The sequence below is a fragment of the Dyadobacter sp. 22481 genome (genome assembly GCF_052044875.1).
GTDB lineage: Bacteria > Bacteroidota > Bacteroidia > Cytophagales > Spirosomataceae > Dyadobacter > Dyadobacter endophyticus.
The window spans coordinates 71,705-91,872 of sequence record NZ_JBQENV010000007.1; the positions used below are offsets into that span (position 1 = coordinate 71,705).

At 50.4% G+C, this 20,168-nt stretch carries 19 protein-coding genes; 12 read left to right on the top strand and 7 right to left on the bottom strand.

Going from position 1 to position 20,168, the window contains the following annotated elements:
• The first annotated feature begins 2 nt into the window (after positions 1 to 2).
• The 3 genes from ACTJJJ_RS31275 to ACTJJJ_RS31285 are packed head-to-tail and all read left to right on the top strand — an operon-like array spanning position 3 to position 3,836.
• Positions 3 to 1,343, top strand: coding sequence for a sensor histidine kinase (locus ACTJJJ_RS31275; RefSeq protein WP_440703866.1), 1,341 nt, complete (start codon positions 3 to 5; stop codon positions 1,341 to 1,343).
• 54 nt (positions 1,344 to 1,397) lie between these two features.
• A complete protein-coding gene (locus ACTJJJ_RS31280; protein WP_426292165.1) occupies positions 1,398 to 1,805 on the top strand; it encodes a response regulator in 408 nt (135 codons plus the stop codon).
• 27 nt (positions 1,806 to 1,832) lie between these two features.
• On the top strand, positions 1,833 to 3,836 hold the full coding sequence (locus ACTJJJ_RS31285; RefSeq protein WP_440703867.1) for a response regulator: 2,004 nt from the start codon (positions 1,833 to 1,835) through the stop codon (positions 3,834 to 3,836).
• Between the two features lie 83 nt (positions 3,837 to 3,919).
• On the opposite strand, the gene pdeM is transcribed toward ACTJJJ_RS31285, so the two are convergent.
• The 7 genes from pdeM to ACTJJJ_RS31320 all read right to left on the bottom strand — a co-directional run bounded on the left by pdeM (position 3,920) and on the right by ACTJJJ_RS31320 (position 11,869).
• Complete coding sequence (pdeM, locus tag ACTJJJ_RS31290; protein WP_440703868.1) at positions 3,920 to 4,561, bottom strand: ligase-associated DNA damage response endonuclease PdeM; 642 nt, start codon at positions 4,559 to 4,561, stop codon at positions 3,920 to 3,922.
• Positions 4,551 to 7,013, bottom strand: a complete 2,463-nt coding sequence (locus ACTJJJ_RS31295) for a ligase-associated DNA damage response DEXH box helicase (RefSeq protein WP_440703869.1) — start codon at positions 7,011 to 7,013, stop codon at positions 4,551 to 4,553. Before ACTJJJ_RS31295 ends, pdeM begins: the two co-directional genes overlap by 11 nt.
• A gap of 82 nt (positions 7,014 to 7,095) precedes the next feature.
• Complete coding sequence (locus ACTJJJ_RS31300) at positions 7,096 to 8,268, bottom strand: ATP-binding protein (protein ID WP_440703870.1); 1,173 nt, start codon at positions 8,266 to 8,268, stop codon at positions 7,096 to 7,098.
• Positions 8,269 to 8,481: 213 nt separating this feature from the next.
• Positions 8,482 to 8,832, bottom strand: a complete 351-nt coding sequence (locus ACTJJJ_RS31305; protein ID WP_188939260.1) for a DUF5615 family PIN-like protein — start codon at positions 8,830 to 8,832, stop codon at positions 8,482 to 8,484.
• Positions 8,832 to 9,065, bottom strand: a complete 234-nt coding sequence (locus ACTJJJ_RS31310; RefSeq protein ID WP_188939259.1) for a DUF433 domain-containing protein — start codon at positions 9,063 to 9,065, stop codon at positions 8,832 to 8,834. The genes ACTJJJ_RS31305 and ACTJJJ_RS31310 overlap by 1 nt, the downstream gene beginning before the upstream one ends.
• A gap of 99 nt (positions 9,066 to 9,164) precedes the next feature.
• On the bottom strand, positions 9,165 to 10,763 hold the full coding sequence (locus ACTJJJ_RS31315) for an ATP-dependent DNA ligase (RefSeq protein WP_188939258.1): 1,599 nt from the start codon (positions 10,761 to 10,763) through the stop codon (positions 9,165 to 9,167).
• Entirely contained in the window at positions 10,760 to 11,869 is a 1,110-nt protein-coding gene (locus ACTJJJ_RS31320; RefSeq protein WP_440703871.1) for a ligase-associated DNA damage response exonuclease, read from the bottom strand. The genes ACTJJJ_RS31315 and ACTJJJ_RS31320 overlap by 4 nt, the downstream gene beginning before the upstream one ends.
• A 172-nt stretch (positions 11,870 to 12,041) precedes the next feature.
• Here ACTJJJ_RS31320 and ACTJJJ_RS31325 point away from each other — a divergent pair, with 172 nt between their 5' ends.
• The 9 genes from ACTJJJ_RS31325 (at position 12,042) to ACTJJJ_RS31365 (ending at position 20,146) form a co-directional block, all read left to right on the top strand.
• Positions 12,042 to 12,434: a DUF5618 family protein gene (locus ACTJJJ_RS31325; RefSeq protein ID WP_440703872.1), complete on the top strand. Its 393-nt coding sequence runs from the start codon at positions 12,042 to 12,044 to the stop codon at positions 12,432 to 12,434.
• A gap of 32 nt (positions 12,435 to 12,466) precedes the next feature.
• Entirely contained in the window at positions 12,467 to 13,636 is a 1,170-nt protein-coding gene (locus tag ACTJJJ_RS31330) for an ABC transporter substrate-binding protein (protein WP_440703873.1), read from the top strand.
• On the top strand, positions 13,633 to 14,685 hold the full coding sequence (locus ACTJJJ_RS31335; protein WP_440703874.1) for a FecCD family ABC transporter permease: 1,053 nt from the start codon (positions 13,633 to 13,635) through the stop codon (positions 14,683 to 14,685). Before ACTJJJ_RS31330 ends, ACTJJJ_RS31335 begins: the two co-directional genes overlap by 4 nt.
• Positions 14,682 to 15,728, top strand: coding sequence for an ABC transporter ATP-binding protein (locus ACTJJJ_RS31340; RefSeq protein WP_440703875.1), 1,047 nt, complete (start codon positions 14,682 to 14,684; stop codon positions 15,726 to 15,728). Before ACTJJJ_RS31335 ends, ACTJJJ_RS31340 begins: the two co-directional genes overlap by 4 nt.
• A 66-nt stretch (positions 15,729 to 15,794) precedes the next feature.
• A complete protein-coding gene (locus ACTJJJ_RS31345) occupies positions 15,795 to 17,792 on the top strand; it encodes an ArnT family glycosyltransferase (protein WP_440703876.1) in 1,998 nt (665 codons plus the stop codon).
• Positions 17,793 to 17,808: 16 nt separating this feature from the next.
• The gene (locus ACTJJJ_RS31350) at positions 17,809 to 18,219 is read left to right on the top strand and encodes a hypothetical protein (RefSeq protein WP_440703877.1); all 411 of its coding nucleotides are present in this window, start codon (positions 17,809 to 17,811) and stop codon (positions 18,217 to 18,219) included.
• Positions 18,220 to 18,234: 15 nt separating this feature from the next.
• Positions 18,235 to 18,639, top strand: coding sequence for a ketosteroid isomerase-related protein (locus tag ACTJJJ_RS31355; RefSeq protein ID WP_188939251.1), 405 nt, complete (start codon positions 18,235 to 18,237; stop codon positions 18,637 to 18,639).
• A complete protein-coding gene (locus ACTJJJ_RS31360; RefSeq protein ID WP_440703878.1) occupies positions 18,636 to 19,238 on the top strand; it encodes a GNAT family N-acetyltransferase in 603 nt (200 codons plus the stop codon). The genes ACTJJJ_RS31355 and ACTJJJ_RS31360 overlap by 4 nt, the downstream gene beginning before the upstream one ends.
• Positions 19,166 to 20,146, top strand: coding sequence for a carbon-nitrogen hydrolase family protein (locus tag ACTJJJ_RS31365; RefSeq protein WP_440703879.1), 981 nt, complete (start codon positions 19,166 to 19,168; stop codon positions 20,144 to 20,146). The genes ACTJJJ_RS31360 and ACTJJJ_RS31365 overlap by 73 nt, the downstream gene beginning before the upstream one ends.
• Positions 20,147 to 20,168 lie beyond the last annotated feature (22 nt).

Sequence of the window (20,168 nt, forward strand, 5' to 3'; positions counted from 1 at the left end):
CCATGCAAACGCTCGAACTGACCGAAACCACTTATCACCGGCTCTTAAAACGGCAGATCAGGAAGTCGTTACCCCCTGAACTCGCCGATCATCCCGACATACACGACTTCTTACTAGCTGTAAATCAAGCATATACCGAGTATCAAGACGATCTGACGCGGATGGAGCTGATATTGGAACAAAGCTCCGGAGAGCTTTTTAAGGCCAACCGCGAGCTCAGCCGCATTGCACAGGAAAAAACGGAAGAAGCCGCGCTCACAAATAAAAGGCTCGAAGAGGTGGTAGACAGCATTTCGGAAGTATTGGTGCAGCTCGATCGCGACGGCAACTTCACTTACCTCAACCATGCCTGGGAAAGCATCACGGGCTATCCGGTAAGCGCCAGCCTTGGTCAGCGTTTTGCAGGCTTTCTCCCCACTTCCGAATCGAGGGAAAAGCTGGTTGAATTATTAAAAAACGAATCCACAGGAAAAGAAGAAACCCTGAGGATATTCACCGCCGACGGATTGGAGAAATGGCTGGGAATTTCATTGAGCCCCTATTTTGCCAACGGCGAGCACATCGGCTTCACGGGCACGCTCTCGGACGTGACCGCGCGCGTAACGGCCGAAATGAAACTGACCTCCTACACCCGCGACCTGGAACGGATCAATGCGGAACTTGATCAGTTCGCTTACGTCGTAAGCCATGATTTGAAGGCGCCGCTGCGCGCGATCAATAACCTTTCGGAATGGATCGAGGAGGATATCAGCCACATGCTGGAAGGTGAGACTAGGGACCAGTTCAGACTGCTGCGCGGGCGTGTACACCGGATGGAGAACCTGATCAACGGCATTTTGTCCTATTCCCGCGCCGGCCGGATCAAAACCGTGAAAGAGAAATTCCTGATCAGAAGCCTAGTAGACGAATTGTGTGAATCATTCAGTACCAAAAAACCGCTTTCATTCCGGATCGAAGGCGATGCCGGTATGGAGATCGAAGCGGAAAGAATTGCGTTAACCCAAATCCTGCAAAACCTGATTTCAAACGGTATTAAATATAACGATAAGGCGGAGATCAATATAACAATTGGCTGGAAAGACCTTGGCAGCCAGTTCGAATTTTACGTGGCCGATAACGGCCCCGGCATCAGCCCCGAGTTCCACGAGCGGATATTTGTCATTTTCCAGACATTGCAGGCTCGCGATGAAATAGAAAGTACCGGCGTTGGGCTGGCTATCGTCAAGAAAATCCTTGACGAGAAACATAGCAGTGTCCGGATCGAAACGATCATGGGCGAAGAGACTACATTCCTTTTTACCTGGCCAAAAAACGAAGCAAAAGACATCGAGCATGTCAGGTAACCCATTTTAACTACTCAAATTAACAAAATGTCCTCTTTTTCTAACCCTGTTCCGATGACCATACTCCTCGTAGAAGACGATGAAGTTGATGTGATGAATGTCAAGCGGGCATTCAAGAAAAACAATATTTCCAACCAGCTCGTTGTCGCATCCAACGGAATTGAAGCACTGTCGTTACTCCGGTCGGAAAGCCAGGAGTATCCCAAGCCGAAAATAGTATTACTGGATCTGAACATGCCGAAAATGGGCGGCATCGAATTCCTAAAAGAGATCCGGCAAGACCCGTCGCTAAGCTCGCTGTCGGTTTTCGTGATGACTACTTCCAACGAAGACAGCGACAAAATTGACGCGTTCAACCTGAACGTTGCCGGCTACATCCTCAAACCATTGTCGATGGACCGTTTTATTGCGGCAGTATCCACACTGAACAGCTACTGGACGCTTTGCGAATACCCCCAGTAGCAACATTTACCACTATAAACCTCCGCTATGCTCCCTTTATCCATCCTGCTTGTTGAAGACGACGATATCGACGCTATGAAACTGAGCCGTGCGATCAGCAAGGCCCAGGTGGAAATAGGGGAAATCAGAATATGTAAATATGCCGAAGAGGCGCTCCGAATGCTCGACAGATGGACGCCCGGCTGCATTTTTCTAGATTACCAGCTGCCCGGAACAAACGGGCTGGAGTTGCTGAAAACCGTCAAAGAGCGGGCACCTCACCTGCCTGTGATTGTGCTCACCTCACATGGCGACGAACGCATTGCCGTAGAGATGATGAAGGCTGGCGCACTGGATTATTTTCCTAAGTCTGAGGTTACTTCCGAAAAACTGACGAAGGTGTTCCATACCATGAGCCAAATGCTCGAAATGGAAAAAGGCCGGGAGGTAGCTGAGCACGAACTGGCTGAAAAAGAAGAATTTATCAATAAAATAGCGCTCCTGTCCCCTAATATCATCTACGTAATCGACATCGAGAACTGGGTCAATATTTTCCATAACAAACAGATATGGAAAATATTGGGCTATTCGGAATGTGAGGTGGAAACCAGTACGCGAAAAGGCCTTGCCCGGATTGTCAACGAGCAGGACCAGCACACATTTCGTGCACATTATAATCACATGCGCTATCGTGTGAAAGATACGGAAGTAGTCGAAAAGGAGTTCAGGCTGAAACATAAGGACGGCTCCGAAATCTGGATCATCACCCGCGAAGTGCCATTTAAACGAAATGCGAGGGGGCGCGTGCAGGAAGTACTGGGAACGGCCATTGACATTACCGCACGAAAAATAGCCGAACGGGAGCTGATTCAGGCCAAAAAAGACGCCGAAGAAGCTACGCGCATCAAATCGGACTTCCTCTCGACGATGAGCCACGAGATCCGCACGCCGATGAATGCGATCATTGGCTTTACGGACCTGCTGCTTTCGAGCAGCTTTACCGGGCAGGAAGAGCAGTATTTGAAAACCATTAAGTATTCAGCAGATAATCTGCTCGTTATCCTGAACGATATTCTCGACTTTTCGAAGATCGAAGCAGGTAAGTTCGGGTTGGAAAACTTTGAATTCGACCTGCGTGAGAAGTTGGGTTACCTGATGAAAACTTTTGACATCCGCGCCAGGGAAAAATCCATCGATTTTACCTTCGATTGTGGCAGCGAAGTTCCGCAGATCGTCATGGGCGATCCTTACCGATTGAACCAGATCATGGTCAACCTGATCGGCAATGCAATTAAATTCACCGAAGAAAGCGGTTTTGTGAAAGTCACTGTGCATCTCGATAAAGATTACGGCGGTAACATCGACCTCAAAATAGCCGTTTCGGACTCCGGAATAGGCATTTCGGAAGACAAACTCAGCGTTATTTTTGACAGTTTTTCACAAGCGCACAACAACAATGCCGTACGTAATTTTGGCGGCACCGGGCTTGGTTTGAGCATTACCCGGAAAATCACCGAGCTCATGAACGGATCTATTTCCGCTCAAAGCACGCTAGGGAAGGGCAGCACATTCACGGTTGTCCTCAACTTCGGCAAAGGAAGCACCTCTTATGAAGAAGAGAAAACCGATGCGCGCTCTACGTTGTCCCTAAAAGGTTACCGCATTCTGGCCGCCGAAGACATCCTCGCCAATCAGATCCTGCTCAAACATTTGCTTAACAAATGGGAAGCCGAGTTTACGATCTGTAACAATGGAAAAGAAGTGCTGCATGCACTCGAAACCAGCGATTTCGACTTGATTTTAATGGATATTCAAATGCCGGTAATGGATGGTGTGACCGCCATGAAAAAGATCCAGAGTTCCTACCCGAGGCACCGGAATGTACCTGTTATAGCGTTTACGGCCGATACCTTCGCCGAAAAAACGCCTGAAATAGCCGCCTGCCATTTCAGCGGCTTCGTCACCAAACCCTTCAAAGCCGAAGAATTGATCCGGGTCATCAGCCAGCATTTGAATGTGAATACGGGTGCGAAGCAAGTGGCGCTCAGCTGAGGTTTTCGTCATCGTGTTGCCCTGGCAGCAACGGAATCTCTCTCTTCGTTTTAGGGCTCCTTGGGAGTCTCCTTCATGCAAACCTAACACACAGAAAAAACCTTTGTTTCAGTGGTAATATAAATCTTCCGATCGTCGGCCAGCCCCATTTGGTAGCCGCCTGTGAACACGCCGAAGCTGGGAAGAATGGCCTGGTGCTTGTCGATAACGAAACAGGGAAGCCTTACGCTCTGCCTGCCTTTTCCGTAGGAGGTAAAAACCGGGTGCACATGGCCTGCAAAGATGAATTTAGCGGGATCAAACTCGACTCTTGGGTGGTGGGTAAAAATAAACACATCTTCCTCATAATCTTCCATATACACTTGCAGGTCGCATTCAAGCAACAGGCTCAAAGGTAGAATATCGTGGTTGCCCATGACGATAATCATTTCGATGTAATGATGCTCAGCGCGCCATTCTCGGAACGTTTCCCATTCGGAATTGTATTGGGCGTGGAAAAGGTCGCCCAGAAAAATGATGCGGGTTGCGCCGGTTTCTTGCACCAGCTCATTGAGTCGCTGGAAGTTGTTGGCCGCAGCGTTGTTCGGGATGGCGATGCCCTCTTTTCTAAAATGCATCACTTTCCCCAAATGCAGGTCCCCGATCAGTAATGTTTGCGTTTCTTCCCAAAAAACCGCCCGTTGCGTCAATAATATAAAGTGGTTGCCTTTGATCTCAATCTGCATTACCGTACTGTTTGATCATTTTCTGGATCCTGTCGTCCAGTTTTTCCGAAGTTAATTGTTCCCTAAGCCTGTCCACCATGATCGGGAATGAAAATGGCGTCGGTCTGTCGGTGTTTTGTATGACTATTTTCTGATGTTCGATCCGGGCGAGCGCTTCGCGCATGCGTACTTCTTCGAGCTGATAGGTCAGGACTTCCTGGTATGCCTGTTTGATGAGCAGGTTATTATCTTCATACTTACTCATCACAGTGAAAAGCAGCGAGCTGGACGCCTGCAACTGTCTTGTTTTGACATATTTGCCCGGGTACCCCTGAAACATCAATCCTGCGATCGCTGCAATCTCCCGGAACTTGCGCTTGGCCATTTCCGTCGCATTTACGCTCTGGTAAATATCGTCCACAAGATGCTTCGTCGAGAAAAGGTCCGTTTCGCCCAGAATCTCGGCCAGATCGATATACTGATCACTTAACAACTCAAATCCGTAATCGTTCATCGCTACCGAAAACGTGATCGGCCGCAGCTGGCTGATGCGATAAGCGAGCAAAATCGACATTCCCTCATGCACAAGCCGTCCTTCGAACGGAAATATAAAAATATGGTATCCCTCGCGGGTTTCGCATTGTTCAATCAGCAGCTCGTTGGTTTTGGGAATCACCGATCGCTTCTCCTGCAATTCGAGCAGTGGCTGCATTTTGGCTAATTCCACTTCTTTGTGCGGGTTTTCGATCGCATCGGCAAGACGTTCGCGGATGAAAGCGGAGAGCTGGGAAGATAGCGGCATCCGCCCTCCCGCCCAACGGACAAGATAGCCTTTTTTGCCTTCGGCCTTTTTTACTGTTACGGTCATTTCATGGATTCGTACAAATTCCACGCTCATGCCGGCAAAGAAGAAAACATCGCCGGTTTTCATCCAGGTAACGAACGACTCCTCAACCGCACCCAGATATTTACCGCTCTGCAACTTCACTTTCAGCGAAACCTCCGAAACGATGGTGCCCATGCTCAGCAAATGCCTGTGCGCAATACGGCGGCTCGTCACTACATAACGTCCATTCACCCGCTCTACTTTCTTGTATTCATCATAAACCGTAAGCGACGAGCTTCCCGTAGTAATATATCCCAAAAGCCACTCCCATTCCTCCCGGTTGAGATATTGATAACCATATGCATTGCGGACTTCCTCAAAAAGCTCCGCCTCATCAAATCCTTCACCCACTGCCAATGTGATCATCCATTGAGCCAAAACATCAAATGCGTGAGCAACCGGTGGGCGGTCCTCGATCATATTCTTGATCACGCCTTCCCGCAACGAAACCGCTTCGATCAGCTCCAATGCATTGGTAGGACAAAAATAAATCTTGCTTTCGACGCCCGGCTGGTGACCGCTCCGCCCCGCGCGCTGCACGAACCGCGCAATGCTTTTCGGACTTCCTACCTGAATAACCGTGTCTACAGGCCGGAAATCGACGCCTAAGTCGAGACTGGCGGTACATATTACCAGCTTCAAGCGCTCATCGTGTAATGCATCTTCCACCCAATCCCGGATCTCGCGGTCGAGCGAGGCGTGGTGCAGCGCCATAATGCCGGCAAACTCGGGATATTTCTCGATGATCGTGCGGTACCATATCTCTGTCCCCGACCTTGTATTGGTAAAAAGCAGCGTGGTACGGCTCTTGTTCACCACTTCCACCACCTTATCCACCAGCCTTATTCCCATATACCCCGACCAGGGCAACGTCTCCACCCTTTCGGGAATGATACTTTCCACGAGGATCTTCTTTTCGGTATTGGCCCGAACTGTCACAGCGTTTTCCTGTGGGAACTGCATGCCGAGGAGTACCTGCCGGGCTTCATCGAGATTGCCGATCGTTGCGGAGATGCCCCAAGTCTGAAGACTTGGATTGATGGTGCGGAGGCGGGCAAGTGCAAGTTCGGTTTGGGTACCACGTTTGCTGCCCATCAACTCGTGCCACTCGTCGATCACTACGGTATGCAGATTTTTGAAAAATTCCGATGCGTTCTTTTGTGTGAAAAGCATATGCAGGCTCTCCGGCGTGATAATGAGCGCGTCGGGCATTTGCCGTTTCTGCTCGTTGCGCTCGCGCGTGCCTGTATCGCCCGTGCGTATCCCCACACGCCAGGTGAGGTTCATTTCGAGCGCCGCCATTTCCATATTCCGGAAAAGGTCTTTCGACAGCGCCCGAAGCGGCGTGATCCAAAGTACTTGCAGGCCCTTTTTAGTTTTCAGCGGTTTTTTAGGAAGGGAATTGATATGCCTGATCAGAATCGGTAACCACAGCGAATAGGTCTTTCCGCTTCCCGTAGGCGCGTTTACCAAACCGCTTTTCCCCGCCAGGTAAGCCGCAGCAGCCTCCTTTTGAAAGGCCGCCCACTTCCACTTTTTATCTTTAAACCATTGCTCAACAATGCTATGTCCGCGGGATTTGGTCAAGGGAAGAGTTTTTGATTTGAATTAACTAAAACTGCTTTGTAAAAGCAATCCAACTTCTGTGCCACAGTTTTAGAATAACAACTTATACAGCCATTACCTCTTGCACGATATTAACGAGTGAAGTGGCCACTATGCCGTCGCCCATGGGAAATGTATCTTTCCCTGAATAGATCACAAACTTTTTATCTGGCTGAATATCCTCGCAGGCAATATGAAACCCTTTGGATAAGTGTGGCGCCGAGTTTCTTTTGATTTCTATCGCCCATTTTTTGCCGTCGGCAAATTCGAGGACCAGATCGACTTCTGCCCCACCCACGCTCCGATAGAAATAAGGTTGCATACGGGCGGGCGCCACACTCATGATATTTTCTATCACAAAACCTTCCCAGCTTCCCCCAACCACGGGATGCGCCAGCAGGTTATTATAGGTTTCTATACCCATTAAAGCATGTGTAATTCCACTGTCTCTCACGTAAATCTTTGGACTTCGCACCAATCTTTTGCCGGCATTTGAAGCCCATGGCTGCAATCGCCTGACAAGGAGCAAATCGACCATCAAATCCAGGTACCGGCTGATTGTCACGCCGGAAACATCCAGATTTCTCGCCAGGTGCGCTGCATTAAGCACACCACCCTGGTTATGAGCGAGCATTGTCCAGAATCGCTCCAAGGTTGCTGCCGGAATCCGCGGACCGAGTTGTGGAATGTCACGTTCAAGATATGTTCGGATAAAATCCTGCCGCCATTCAAGACTGTCGCGATCGGAAGCGGCTAGTAAACTTTCCGGAAAGCCTCCGCGAAGCCACAATGTGCTGACCTGCTGAAAATCCTCCGACGCATATTCTATGACATCAACAGGGAAAAGTTCCAGATAGGAAATACGGCCCGCGAGTGACTCACTCGACTGTTGAAGTAAATCAATGGAAGCAGAGCCAAGGAAAAGAAACAAACCTGACCTGTTTCCTTTCCGTCTCTCCTGGTCAATTATTCCCCGTAATTCAGTAAAAAGTTCCGGTATCCGTTGGACTTCGTCGAGAACGATCAAGCGCCCTTGATTTGCTTCATAAAATGATCTGATGTCCCTTACTTTTTCAAGATCCAGGCGGCTTTCCAAGTCCAGGTATAGTGCAGGCATGGACTCAACAACGTCGAGCGCGATTGTAGTTTTTCCTATCTGACGGGGTCCCATCAGAGCTATCGAAGCGCTTTTTGACAGGGCCTCCTTAATTTTATTTTCAAGTCTACGCCTAATCATGTATGCAAATCTAACATTAAATATTAGATTTGCATATTTAATATATAAAAAGTACTAGTAAATATTATTTTAAATATATAAACTTAAAATCTCCGCAAACTCGCCAAACTATCCGCTTCCACTGCCTTCTTATCCTTCCGCCACCTCAAAATCCGTGGAAGCCGCACGGCAATGCCCGACTTGTACCGCGTCGATTCACTGCCACGAAAGAACTCAGTAGGCGAAAACTTCGATTCCGTCTGGGGTAGCAATGATCATCCTTGCATCTTGGAGATGTATTGTGATCTGTTCCCAATTGTTATGAAAAAAAGCGTGAAGGTCTTTAAGCAGCAAATTTCCTAATTTCAAGTGGATAACCTTTGCCGGTCGTTTGTCAAGCAGGCAACGATGGTAGAAATCCGAATCTTTCGTTACGATAACGAGTTCGTGTTCACATGCATATTGCCAAATGTCCCGATCAGGCCACTTTGCATTAATGTCGATTACAAACTCAAAATCAGGGGAATGAAAAAAGCTAAAATATTTAGGTAGATTAACGTCGATCAAATAGCGGCAGGCCGGCATCAGGCAGCAGTGAGGGAAAAATGCTCACCATCAACTGTTTTCGCAGCAAATTCGATACACGCTTTAATATCAGCTTCTTCCAGAAACGGATATGCACTAAGTATACTTTCAACACTTTCTCCTGCCGCCAGATACTCCAATATAGTTTTTACCGTAATGCGAAAACCTCTTATGATAGGTTTTCCATTGCAAATCGCCTCATCTATCGTAATGCGTTCGAGACTAGTGTTCATATCCTTAGTTTTAGCCTATTACAAAAATAACAATAAATAGAAGAGCAGAAAGTGGATATAATCAAATAACCGCGGGATAAGTAACTTATGATCAGCCGGTCATTTATAATTTCCCAAAATCTCCCGCAAACTCGCCAAACTATCCGCTTCCTCCGCCTTCTTGTCCTTCCGCCACCTCAAAATCCGCGGAAACCGAACGGCAATCCCCGACTTGTGCCGGGTCGATTCATTGATCCCTTCAAATCCGATTTCAAAAACCAGCTCGGGCTTCACGGTACGAACGGGACCAAATTTCTCCAAAACATTGCGTTTGATAAAATAATCTACCTGGCCGATTTCCGCATCGGTGAGGCCGGAATAGGCCTTGGCGAAAGGAACGAGCTTGCCGTCGTCGCCCCAGACGGCGAAGGTGTAGTCAGTGAAAAGTTCGGCGCGACGGCCGGAGCCTTTCTGAGCGTAAATGAGTACGGCATCGACACTCAGCGGGTCGGTTTTCCATTTCCACCAGTCGCCTTTTTTGCGTCCGACCTGATAAGTACCGGCTTTCCGCTTAATCATGAATCCTTCGGCAATATTCTCACGCGATTGCGGATGAAGGTGGCGCAGAGTTTGCCAATCCTGGAAGTCTATCAATGGCGAAAGGTTGAAATAGCCTTGCGCGGGTACATTCGCATGCAAGGCTTCCAACTGCGCTCGACGTTGCTCCTGCGTGAGCCCACGGATATCGACACCGTTCGCTTCGAGCATATCGTAGGCCAAAAATGCTACGGGTGCTTCTTCCAGCACTTTTTTAGACAAGTTTTTCCGGCCAATACGGGTTTGCAACACGTTGAACGGCATCGGCCGGCCATTGGCATAGGTCACGATTTCGCCGTCGAGCACGGTACCATCAGGTAAAACGTCGCTCAGGAAATGCAATTCGGGAAATTTTTCGGTGGATAATTCCTCCCCTCTTGTCCAGATGAAGAGCTCCTTATTCCTGTAAATGATCTGCGAACGAATGCCGTCCCACTTCCATTCGGCGAACCAATCACTCGCTTCTCCCAGATCCGCGACATCGCCCTCGATAGGATAGGCGAGAAAAAAGGGGTACGGACGCGACGCATTGTCGTTTTCTCCCTTATCGAGAATAAGTTGCTCGAAAGTCGTTCCTAGCGGGTCCCATTGCCCCATTACCCGATGGGCGATCACATTCGTATCGGTTTCCGTGGCCTCGGCCAATGCGCGCACTACCAAAGTCTGGGAAACACCGATCCGGAAACTGCCCATAAGCAGTTTATTGAATACGAATATCTCGTGCTGGGAAAGCTGCATCCAGGCCTGAATGATATGGTCGCGCTTCTGTTCATCGGTCATGCCAGGCAGCATTCCGAGGTAGTGAAACCACTCGGAGAGCGACTTATCGGAGCCACCAATGCTTGTGCGGGGCAAAAGCAATGAAATGGTTTCTCCTAAATCCCCCACGCTATGATAGCTCTCCTGAAAAAGCCACATCGGAATGCCGGCTTCTTCTGCCGCCCATTCCTTCACCTGCGTGCGATTGACTTTAAATGACGGCCTCCGTCCCGTGAACAATGTCAATGCCCACAGTTTATCCTCATCGGATGCGGTGAGGAAATAGTTTTTCAGCAAATCTACCTTCGCATTCGTTTTGTTCGTGCGATCGAGGTTCATAAAGAGGTCTGCAAACTGTTTCATAACTCAAAACCGTCTTTGTCCGCATTCACCTCTCCGTCGAGTTCCTGCTTATGCTCCTGGTAAGCATCCTGGCCAGCTACTGCATCCTGCACGGTTTCCTCTTCTTCGTTCTCATCCTCATTGCCGTACATTGTATTTACCTCCGCGGCTTCAATGCCGTTTTCATTGAGCCAGCGTGAATAAATGCTGGTATAACCATGCGTAACGTATACTTTTTCAGCACCGGTTTCTTTCACCGCCCGGTTCAGGTCAGGCCAGTCGACGTGATCGCTCAATACAAAACCCTGATCAACCGCCCGGCGGTTCTTGGCACCTCGCAAAGCCATCCAGCCCGAGCAATATCCGACCGAATAGGGTGCAAACTTTCTGATCCACGTAGTCCCATCCGCAGACGGCGGTGCCAGCACCAGGGCGCCTTTAAATAGTTTACGGTCGGTTTCCCTGGTCACCAGCGTAAGTCCCGGCAGGTCAAAACCCGCCTCACGCAATCGTTCATTCACGGTATAAATGGCCCCGTGGGCATAAATTACAGCGTCCTGCAACTGAATGTTTTTCAAAATCCGCTGCATTTTCCCCAGCGAATAGCCCATTAATACGCTGGCCTTATCATCGGCCCGGTTCTGCGCCCACCAGTCGTCGATTTCCGACATCACCTGCTGCTGCGGCTGCCATTTATAGATGGGTAGTCCAAATGTAGACTCGGTGATGAACACATTGCATTTCACCGGCTCAAAAGGCGTTGCGAAATGGTCGTCTTCCAGCTTGTAATCGCCGCTGGCCACCCACACCTCGCCCTGGTACTCGACCCTCACCTGCGCCGAACCAATAATATGGCCTGCCGGGTGCAATGAAAACTTCACGCCATTGATCATGAATTTCTCGCCGTACCGCACCGTTTGCAGGTTAATATCCTGCCCGAGCCGCAGCCGCAAAATGGGTTCGCTGTCCTTGTGGGCGAGGTAATGCCGGCTGCCCCACCGTGCGTGATCACTGTGTGCGTGTGTGATGATAGCCCGCCCAACCGGTATCCACGGATCGATATGGACATCGGCGACGGCGCAGTAGATACTTTTTCCGGTAAATTGTAAGAGTGGCTGTTTCGGCATACCCGGAAATTTATCAAAAGTATGCCAAATGCCCCGCGAACCAGGCTGTAAATGCAGTTGTACGCTCACTTTTTACCCTCGCCACAAAACCTTCCGAAATTTATTCGCAACTTGAATGTTACTTTATTTGAATGTGTTCGTATAAAGGTTAAATATAAACCAACACAGCACTATGGAAGAACTACACAGTCTTTCCTCCACACCTGCGCAGGAAGCCGAACGCCACCTCGACAACGCGCGTAGGATCCTGACCGAAAAAGCCGGCAAGAAGGACGGACTCTATGCCGATGTCAAGTATGTTAAAATGGCGGCAGGTACGGCTTATTCGGCTGCATTGCTTATTCTGGATGAATATCTCCGGCAAAAGGAAGGCATTCATTTTACCAAGCCAAAAAGTATTGAGGATTATATGACACGGTTGAGAAAGTATGACAAAAAACTTCTAAGAATACTTGCCAGTGTCTATGATGAATTGCATCTCGCTGGTTACTATCACGGCACCCGGTCGGTGGATACAATGCAGAAAGGAATGAATGGTGTCAAGCAAATGCTGAACTATATTTGAGCCAAATTTGACTCAATCACTCATTACCAGCAATGTCCAAACTCCCCTATCTGCTCATCCTGCTGACCTTGCTCATCCACGGCTGTACACCATCCGGAAACGAGCAGAAAGAGCAGTCGGCCGCTCCCGATACCGTCACCCAATTTGTTAAAACCGAAATACATCATGCACGGGGATTTGGAATAAGGTATTTCAAAGATTTTAAGCTGGTGAGCATTATCAATCCTTTTGGCGGACAGGGCGATACTTTACAATATATTCTTCAAAGAAAAGGAGCCGTTACGCCCGCTGGTTATTCGCACGCGCAGCGCATCGAGATACCAGTAAAAAGTCTGGCGGCGATGTCGTCGATGCACATCGGCCTGCTGGGGTTTCTGGATGCTGAGAATGTACTCACCGGCCTTGGCAGCTTGCAATACGTGTATTCGTCGAAGGTTATCGAATTGATCAAGGCTGGAAAAATAGCGGAAGTAGGTCGCGACCAGGGCCTGAATGACGAGAAGGTGATCGAAATGCGGCCCGACCTCGTGATGACAGTCGGTAACCCCGGCGGAAAAATGGATCATTACCGCACGCTGAGAGAAGCCGGTATACCTGTCATGATCAATTCGGAATGGGTGGAGCAAACGCCCCTTGCCCGTGCCGAATGGGTGAAACTCATGGCTGCATTGCTCGATAAGGAAGGGCTTGTCAACAAAAAATTTGCACAAGTGGAAACAGAATATGAACGCCTCTCGACCCTGGCCCGGAAAGCGACAAAAAAGCCCACGGTACTTTCCGGAATGAATACCAAGGACGCATGGTTCATGCCTGCCGGGAATAGTTACATGGCCCGGTTCTTCGACGACGCCGGCGCCGACTATCATTGGCGCGATTCCCCCGCCACAGGCAGCCTTCCCCTCAGTTTTGAAGCTGTATATCCTTTCGCCCTGCAAGCGGAATACTGGCTCAATGTCGGTTTCGACAGCCGCGACACGCGAAGAAGCATCATAGCACAGGATCCCCGCTACGCCGACTTCAAGGCAACTCAAACAGGCAGGGTGTACAGCTACAACCGCCTCATAAGCGACCAGGGTTCTAACGACTTCTTCGAATCGGGTAGTGTGAATCCGCACACAGTACTGGCCGACATGATCCGGATCTTCCATCCCGACCTGCTCCCGGACCATCAATTGGTTTACTACAAACAGCTTCCGCAATGATGCAGCCTATTCAAAACAGAAGCTGGGCATTGCTTTTTCTGGGGATTCTGGCAGTCACCCTGTTCTGCCTGGATATTATGCTGGGCTCGGTGGCGATTCCATTCAAAGAGGTATTCCGGATCGTCACAACAGGCGAATCAGAAAACCGCGCCTGGCTTTTTATCATTGAAAAAATACGTTTACCTAAATCCATTACCGCTATCCTTGCCGGCTGCGGACTCTCCGTGAGCGGGTTACAAATGCAAACACTTTTCCGCAACCCGCTGGCCGGACCTTCGGAGCTCGGCATTACCGCAGGTGCGGGCCTGGGTGTAGCGGCAGTAATGCTAGCAGGCGGCGGCAGCGCGAGTATGTATGCGATAAGCCAATTGGGGATTACAGGAAGCTGGCTTATCATCGGGATGGCTTCGCTGGGGTCGGCCGGGGTTTTAGGGCTCATTCTCCTCATTGCCGGGCGTATCCGCGACAATGTGATCCTGCTCATCGTGGGCGTCATGATCGGCACCATTACGCTATCGATCATCAGCATCTGGCAATATTTCAGTCAGCCCGAGCAGTTGCAGGAATACATTATGTGGACGTTCGGGTCGCTGGGCGGTGTTACGGGCTACCATTTATATGTACTATCGGGTGTTGTCGTGGCTGGTCTGCTGCTTGCATTCGCTTCTTCCAAATCGCTCAATGCGTTATTATTGGGTGAAAATTATGCGAGAAGTATGGGGCTCACCGTCGGGCGGACGCGCCTGCTGATCATGCTCAGCACAAGCTTGCTTACCGGCAGCGTAACTGCCTTCTGCGGGCCTATCGGCTTCGTAGGCATTGCTATACCGCACATCACCCGCTCCCTGCTGGGAACATCCAACCACCGGGTGCTCATTCCGGCGGCTTGTCTCACCGGCACTGTATTGCTCCTCCTCTGCGACATCATCGCGCAGCTTCCCGGCACGCAGACCGTGATCCCGATCAACGTCGTGACATCCCTCCTTGGCGCTCCGGTGGTAATATGGATTATTATCAGGCGCAATAACCTCCGTTCCTCATTTTCATGAACAATCATAAGGCCATCGTAGAAACCCGCTCACTAGCGATCGGTTACCGGTCGTCCGGCGCGGCACGAACCGTTGCGACGGGACTGAACATACAGCTCCGGGCTGGCAATATGGTATGTCTGCTGGGGTCGAACGGTGCGGGCAAATCTACTTTAATGCGTACGCTGAGCGGCCTGCAACCGGCATTGTCAGGCGAAATAATGATCGATGACCGCCAGCTGGGCACTTTGAAACCCGCCGAGCTCGCCCAAAAACTTAGTCTCGTGTTGACCGACCGGATCGAGGCGGGCAACCTCACAGCCCGCGAAGTCGTCGCATTGGGACGCACACCTTACACCGGCTGGCTGGGATCGCTCACGAAGGAAGATCATTTCAAAATAGCCCAAAGTATTGAACAAACCGGCATCAGCCTGCTGCTTGACCGCCATATGCATCAACTGAGCGACGGCGAAAGGCAAAAGGTAATGCTCGCCCGCGCGCTTGCGCAGGACACGCCGGTGATCCTGCTCGATGAACCGACAGCCCATCTTGACCTCCCGAACCGCGTTGAAATGATGCGCCTCCTGCACACGCTCGCACGTGCCACGCGCAAGGCGATCCTGCTCAGTACGCACGAGCTGGACCTTGCATTGCAAACCGCCGACGAGCTCTGGCTAATGCACCCCGATGGCACCCTTCTGGCAGGATTACCCGAAGATCTCGTGCTAAGCGGCGCATTCGAAGCCACATTTGCCCGCAATAGCTTTTCTTTCGACCGCGCTACCGGCACGTTCATCATTCATCAGCCGCTGGACAATGCCCAGATTTACCTCGAAGGCCCGGAAGGTCCGCTTTTCTGGGCAAAACGGGCGTTGCAAAGGGAAGGGCTCGGGATCAGCAGGTACCGGGATGCGCCTTGCCTCATCCGGGTCGCAGACGCTAAAAATGGTTTTGAGGCCGAAATAATCTTCCAAAACCAGACTTTCAAAGTTTCTTCGGTTCAGGCGCTTATTGTGCAAATGCACCTTCTTTTCCCCTCCCACGGCCGATCCGCAGCGAGCTAATGCGGTTCTTTACGACGAAATAGTTAGTTTGCGGTTCGTATTTGCCGAACAGGACTTTTCTTACGTATGATCCTTTTGATCCCAACGGCGATGGTGCTGGCCACAGCCAATTGCTATGTGGTATTTTACAGAGAGGCGGACCAGTCTTTTCGCCGTTCGCTGATTTCCGCCGCCATTCTCGTTTTCTTATTCATTGCCATCAGCACCGAGGTTTTGGGATTGTTCAACCTGATCAACCGCTTCGCCGTTACGGGGGGCTGGATGGTATTCAATGCTGCCCTGGGCGCAACCTGGTTGAAACTAAAAAGCGCTCGCGATATGACCTTCAGGTCGCTAGCAGAGCCCTGGCTCGATAGCACGCGTAACTTTTTCAGGGAACTTGGTCCGTGGACGGTCTTCATGCTGGCGGTGCTCTCCTTGATTACGGGGATAGTCGCTGTCATGGCTATCCCAAACAACCAGGATTCCCTCAGCTACCACCTTAGCCGGCTGGGTTATTGGATACAGCAGGAAAATGTGGCGCATTACGCGTCGCACATCGAGCGTTCGATCTCGTTCAGCCCGTTTTCGGAATACGTTCACCTGCACACGTTCCTGCTTTCGGGCTCGGAGCGCTATTTTCAGCTTTTGCAATGGAGTTGTCTGGCCGGGATACTGGCATTGGTTTCGATGATTATCCGGCTTTTTTCAAAATCACTTGCCGCACTTCGGATAGGCTTGTGCTTTGCCGCCACGCTGCCGATCGTCGTTCTGGAATCGATGACGACACAGAATGACCTTGTAGTAGCCTTTTTTATCCTTGCCACAGCATTTTTTGTTTTTGACTATACCCAAAATAACCGCCTCACAAGCCTTTACCTCATTCCGCTATGCTGCGCGGTGGGTATGATGACCAAGGGGACATTTCTCTTCTACGCGCTCCCGTTCGGCGGATACCTGCTGATTTCCATGGTGCAAAAGCCGGCATTTCGGCGAGCGTCCCTCCGAAAACACATGGCCGCATTCGTAGCCGCTTCGCTGATCCTTACGCTTGCGCTAAATGTGCCCTACTGGTACCGTACGTACGAAATCTTCGGGTCGCCCGTCGGGACGATCAGTGCGGGCAATAAAAATACCTTTACCGGGCCGGCGGATTATGTTTCGTCCGTCAGCAAGCACGTTTTTCTACATCTCGGCTTCGTGTCGCCCGGCAACCGGTACAACGATTTTCTCCTCGGCCAGCTCAAAAATCTTCACGGAGCGATGGGAGTTCCCCTCGATATACCGCGCCTGGGAATGCCGTTTAAAATGAACAAGCTGAATTTCAATGAGGATTTTGCTCATAATTTTTTCGGCATCTGGCTCGTCTTTCTGAGCATTCCGCTCCTGCTTTTTGCACGCTTGCCCAAGGCCGCCAAATGGTATAGCTGGCTTACTTTTCTAAGCATTCTGATATTCTGCTTTTTTATCAGTTATCAGACCTACGGCTCCCGGCTGCATATTCCGTTCTTCCTCCTGGCCGCACCCATTGTGGGCCTTACCTTCGGCACCATTGTGCCCGCATGGACAGCCAGATTGCTCCCTTTTTTACTCTGGGCGGCGGCGCTGCCATTTGCATTGCTTAGCTCGGCCCATCCGCTGCTTTCCACAAAATGGTTTTTTGAAGAAATATTTCCCCCAATCAATTCCGGATTGCATCTGAACGTTCGGATAGATGGCGCCAACCTGAACCTCAAACAGGAAAGCGTCCTGCACGCTAACCCGGGTCGGTTATTCTGGGGGGATCACTGGCCTGCCACCGAAGCACTTTTACAACGCGTGAACGCACTCAATCCGCAAAAAATCGGTTTCATTTTTACGGAAGCCAGTTTCGACTACGCCTACCAGTTTTTTTTGCGAAAACCCGGACGGGAATTTGCCCATGTGCTCGTCGGCAACGCGTCGAAGGTATTGGAAGATCCTGCATTTCCGCCGGATGTGATCATCGCCGAGAAAAGCGAAGGGCCGGGTTTTAGTTACCATGGAAAAACCTATGGGCTTACGGTGGAAAGTGATGGTAAGTGGCTGTATGTTCCGTCCAAATGATCCTATTCAACAGTTTATGATGCTATTAAAAAACAAGAAGAACCTGCTGCTGCTCGTCCTGGCGCTTATTATAGGCTATATCGTCTACGATTCCACATCGCAGCCCACCGTGGCCGATCTGAAAGGCGGCTTCCGGGAAGTGGCACTGTATCGGAATGAAAATAATACAGGGCCGATCGTACGGATATATGCCGTGAGTGTGCAGGACACGCTTTCGAAGGATATGCTCAAATACGGCGATCTGATGCCGTATACCAAATATGGCACCACAACGGTCTACTTTTTCAATGCCGCAAAGCCCGTCCCAAGCAGCCTGGTTGCCAATGAGCCGCATTTCGATCTGAGATTCTCTCCTAATTGTCTCGCAATCTATCGAAAGGACGCAAATGGCCAGGTTTCGCTGGATCTTACCCCAAAAAGCTTTTAAACAAATACCCAAAAAATGACTGCACTAGAAACCGTACAGCAATATTATGCAGCCTTCAACGCCAGAAACTGGAAAGGCATGCTCGCGCTGTTACACCCCGAAGTAAGACACGAGGCCAACCAGGGCGACGTGCGCATAGGATTGGAAAAGTTTACCGCATTTCTTCAAAAAATGGATGAAGCCTACGAAGAAACGCTCACCGACATGGTGTTTTTCTCTGAACCGCAGGATAAACGCGTTGCCGTAGAATTCGTCGTGAACGGCATTTATAAGCAGGCGGAAGAAGGCCTTCCCGAAGCGCACGGGCAATCCTACGTGCTGCCTGCCGGAGCATTCCTCGAAGTGACCGACGGCAAAATCAGCCGGGTAACGACCTATTATAACCTGCCGCTCTGGATCGAGCTCGTGTCGCGACCATGACTGCCCAACTGACCTTTGTACAAAAAACCGGGGAGAGGATTGCGGACGTTTTTGACGACCTGGCCCGCCTCCGCATTGCCGTTTTCAGGGACTATCCCTATTTGTATGAAGGTAGTGTGGAATATGAAAAGGGCTATTTGCAGACTTACCTGCAATCGGGGCATTCTTTCCTTTTTGCCGTTTACGACGGCAATACGATGATTGGCGCTACGACGTGCATTCCGCTGAAAGACGAAACGGCCGAAATCCGCAAGCCTTTTGAAGACGCGGAGTTCGATGCAGGCGCCATCTGCTATTTTGGCGAAAGCATTCTTTTGCCGGCTTACCGGGGGTTAGGGCTCGGTCATCGCTTTTTCGACGAGCGCGAGACGCATGCACGAAGCCTGGGCGGCGTCAAAACCTGCTGTTTCTGCTCCGTGGACAGGGGCGAAAATCATCCGCTTAAACCCGCCGGCTATCGCTCAAACGATGCATTCTGGCTAAAACGCGGATATCGGCAAGAGCCCGCATTGCAAAGCATCATGGAATGGCCCGATCTCGGGGAGTCGGTTTCGACGCCCAAAACCATGATCTTCTGGACGAAACCGCTCAACAAATGAATATTATGCAGCAGGTAACCGTTGCTTCGGCGCAATATCCTATTACCGAACATAGGGACTTCATATCATGGCAAAACCACACCGAAAAATGGGTGGCAGATGCCGCTATCCGCGGTGCGGAGCTGCTCCTTTTCCCGGAATACGGGGCGATGGAGCTTGTCAGCATTTTCAATCATGAGATCCGAAACGACATTCGCCGACAAATACACGCGCTGAACGACCTGAAAGCCGACTTTTGTGCCACATTCGAAGCGCTTGCACGCAAATACAAGGTCATCATCGTCGCCCCCAGCATTCCTGTCGTCGAAGAAGGGAAAAAGCTGAACCGGGCTTTTGTGTTTGGCAAGAATGGCCTGGCCGGGTACCAGGACAAGTTTTTTATGACACGCTTTGAAAACGAGCATTGGGGCATCGAAAGTGCACCCAAACAGCTAACGGTATTTGAAGCGCCATGGGGCAAATTCGGCATCCAGATCTGCTACGACGTCGAGTTCCCGCTGGGTGCGCAAAAACTCTGCGAAGCCGGTGCGAAATTGATCCTCGCTCCAAGTTGTACCGAAACTATCCGCGGCGCTACCCGCGTACACGTAGGAGCACGTGCCCGCGCACTCGAAAATCAGGCTTACACGATTGTTTCCCAAACGATCGGAGAAGCGGCCTGGTCGCCCGCCGTAGACATTAACTACGGTTTCGCGGCATTCTACACCACGCCCGACAAGGATTTGCCCGAAGAAGGCATTGTCGCCACCGAAACGGCGCAGGTGGAAGGCTGGCTGATCCGGAAAATCGATTTCCCGCTTATCGACGAAGTCCGTCGTGACGGGCATGTGTTTAACTTTAAAGATCAGGCACGGGTGAAAATGGAACTGGCGGAGGGTCAGGTTTCCATCATTTACAAAACCCTGTAAATACAAAATAGCGGCACCCAAA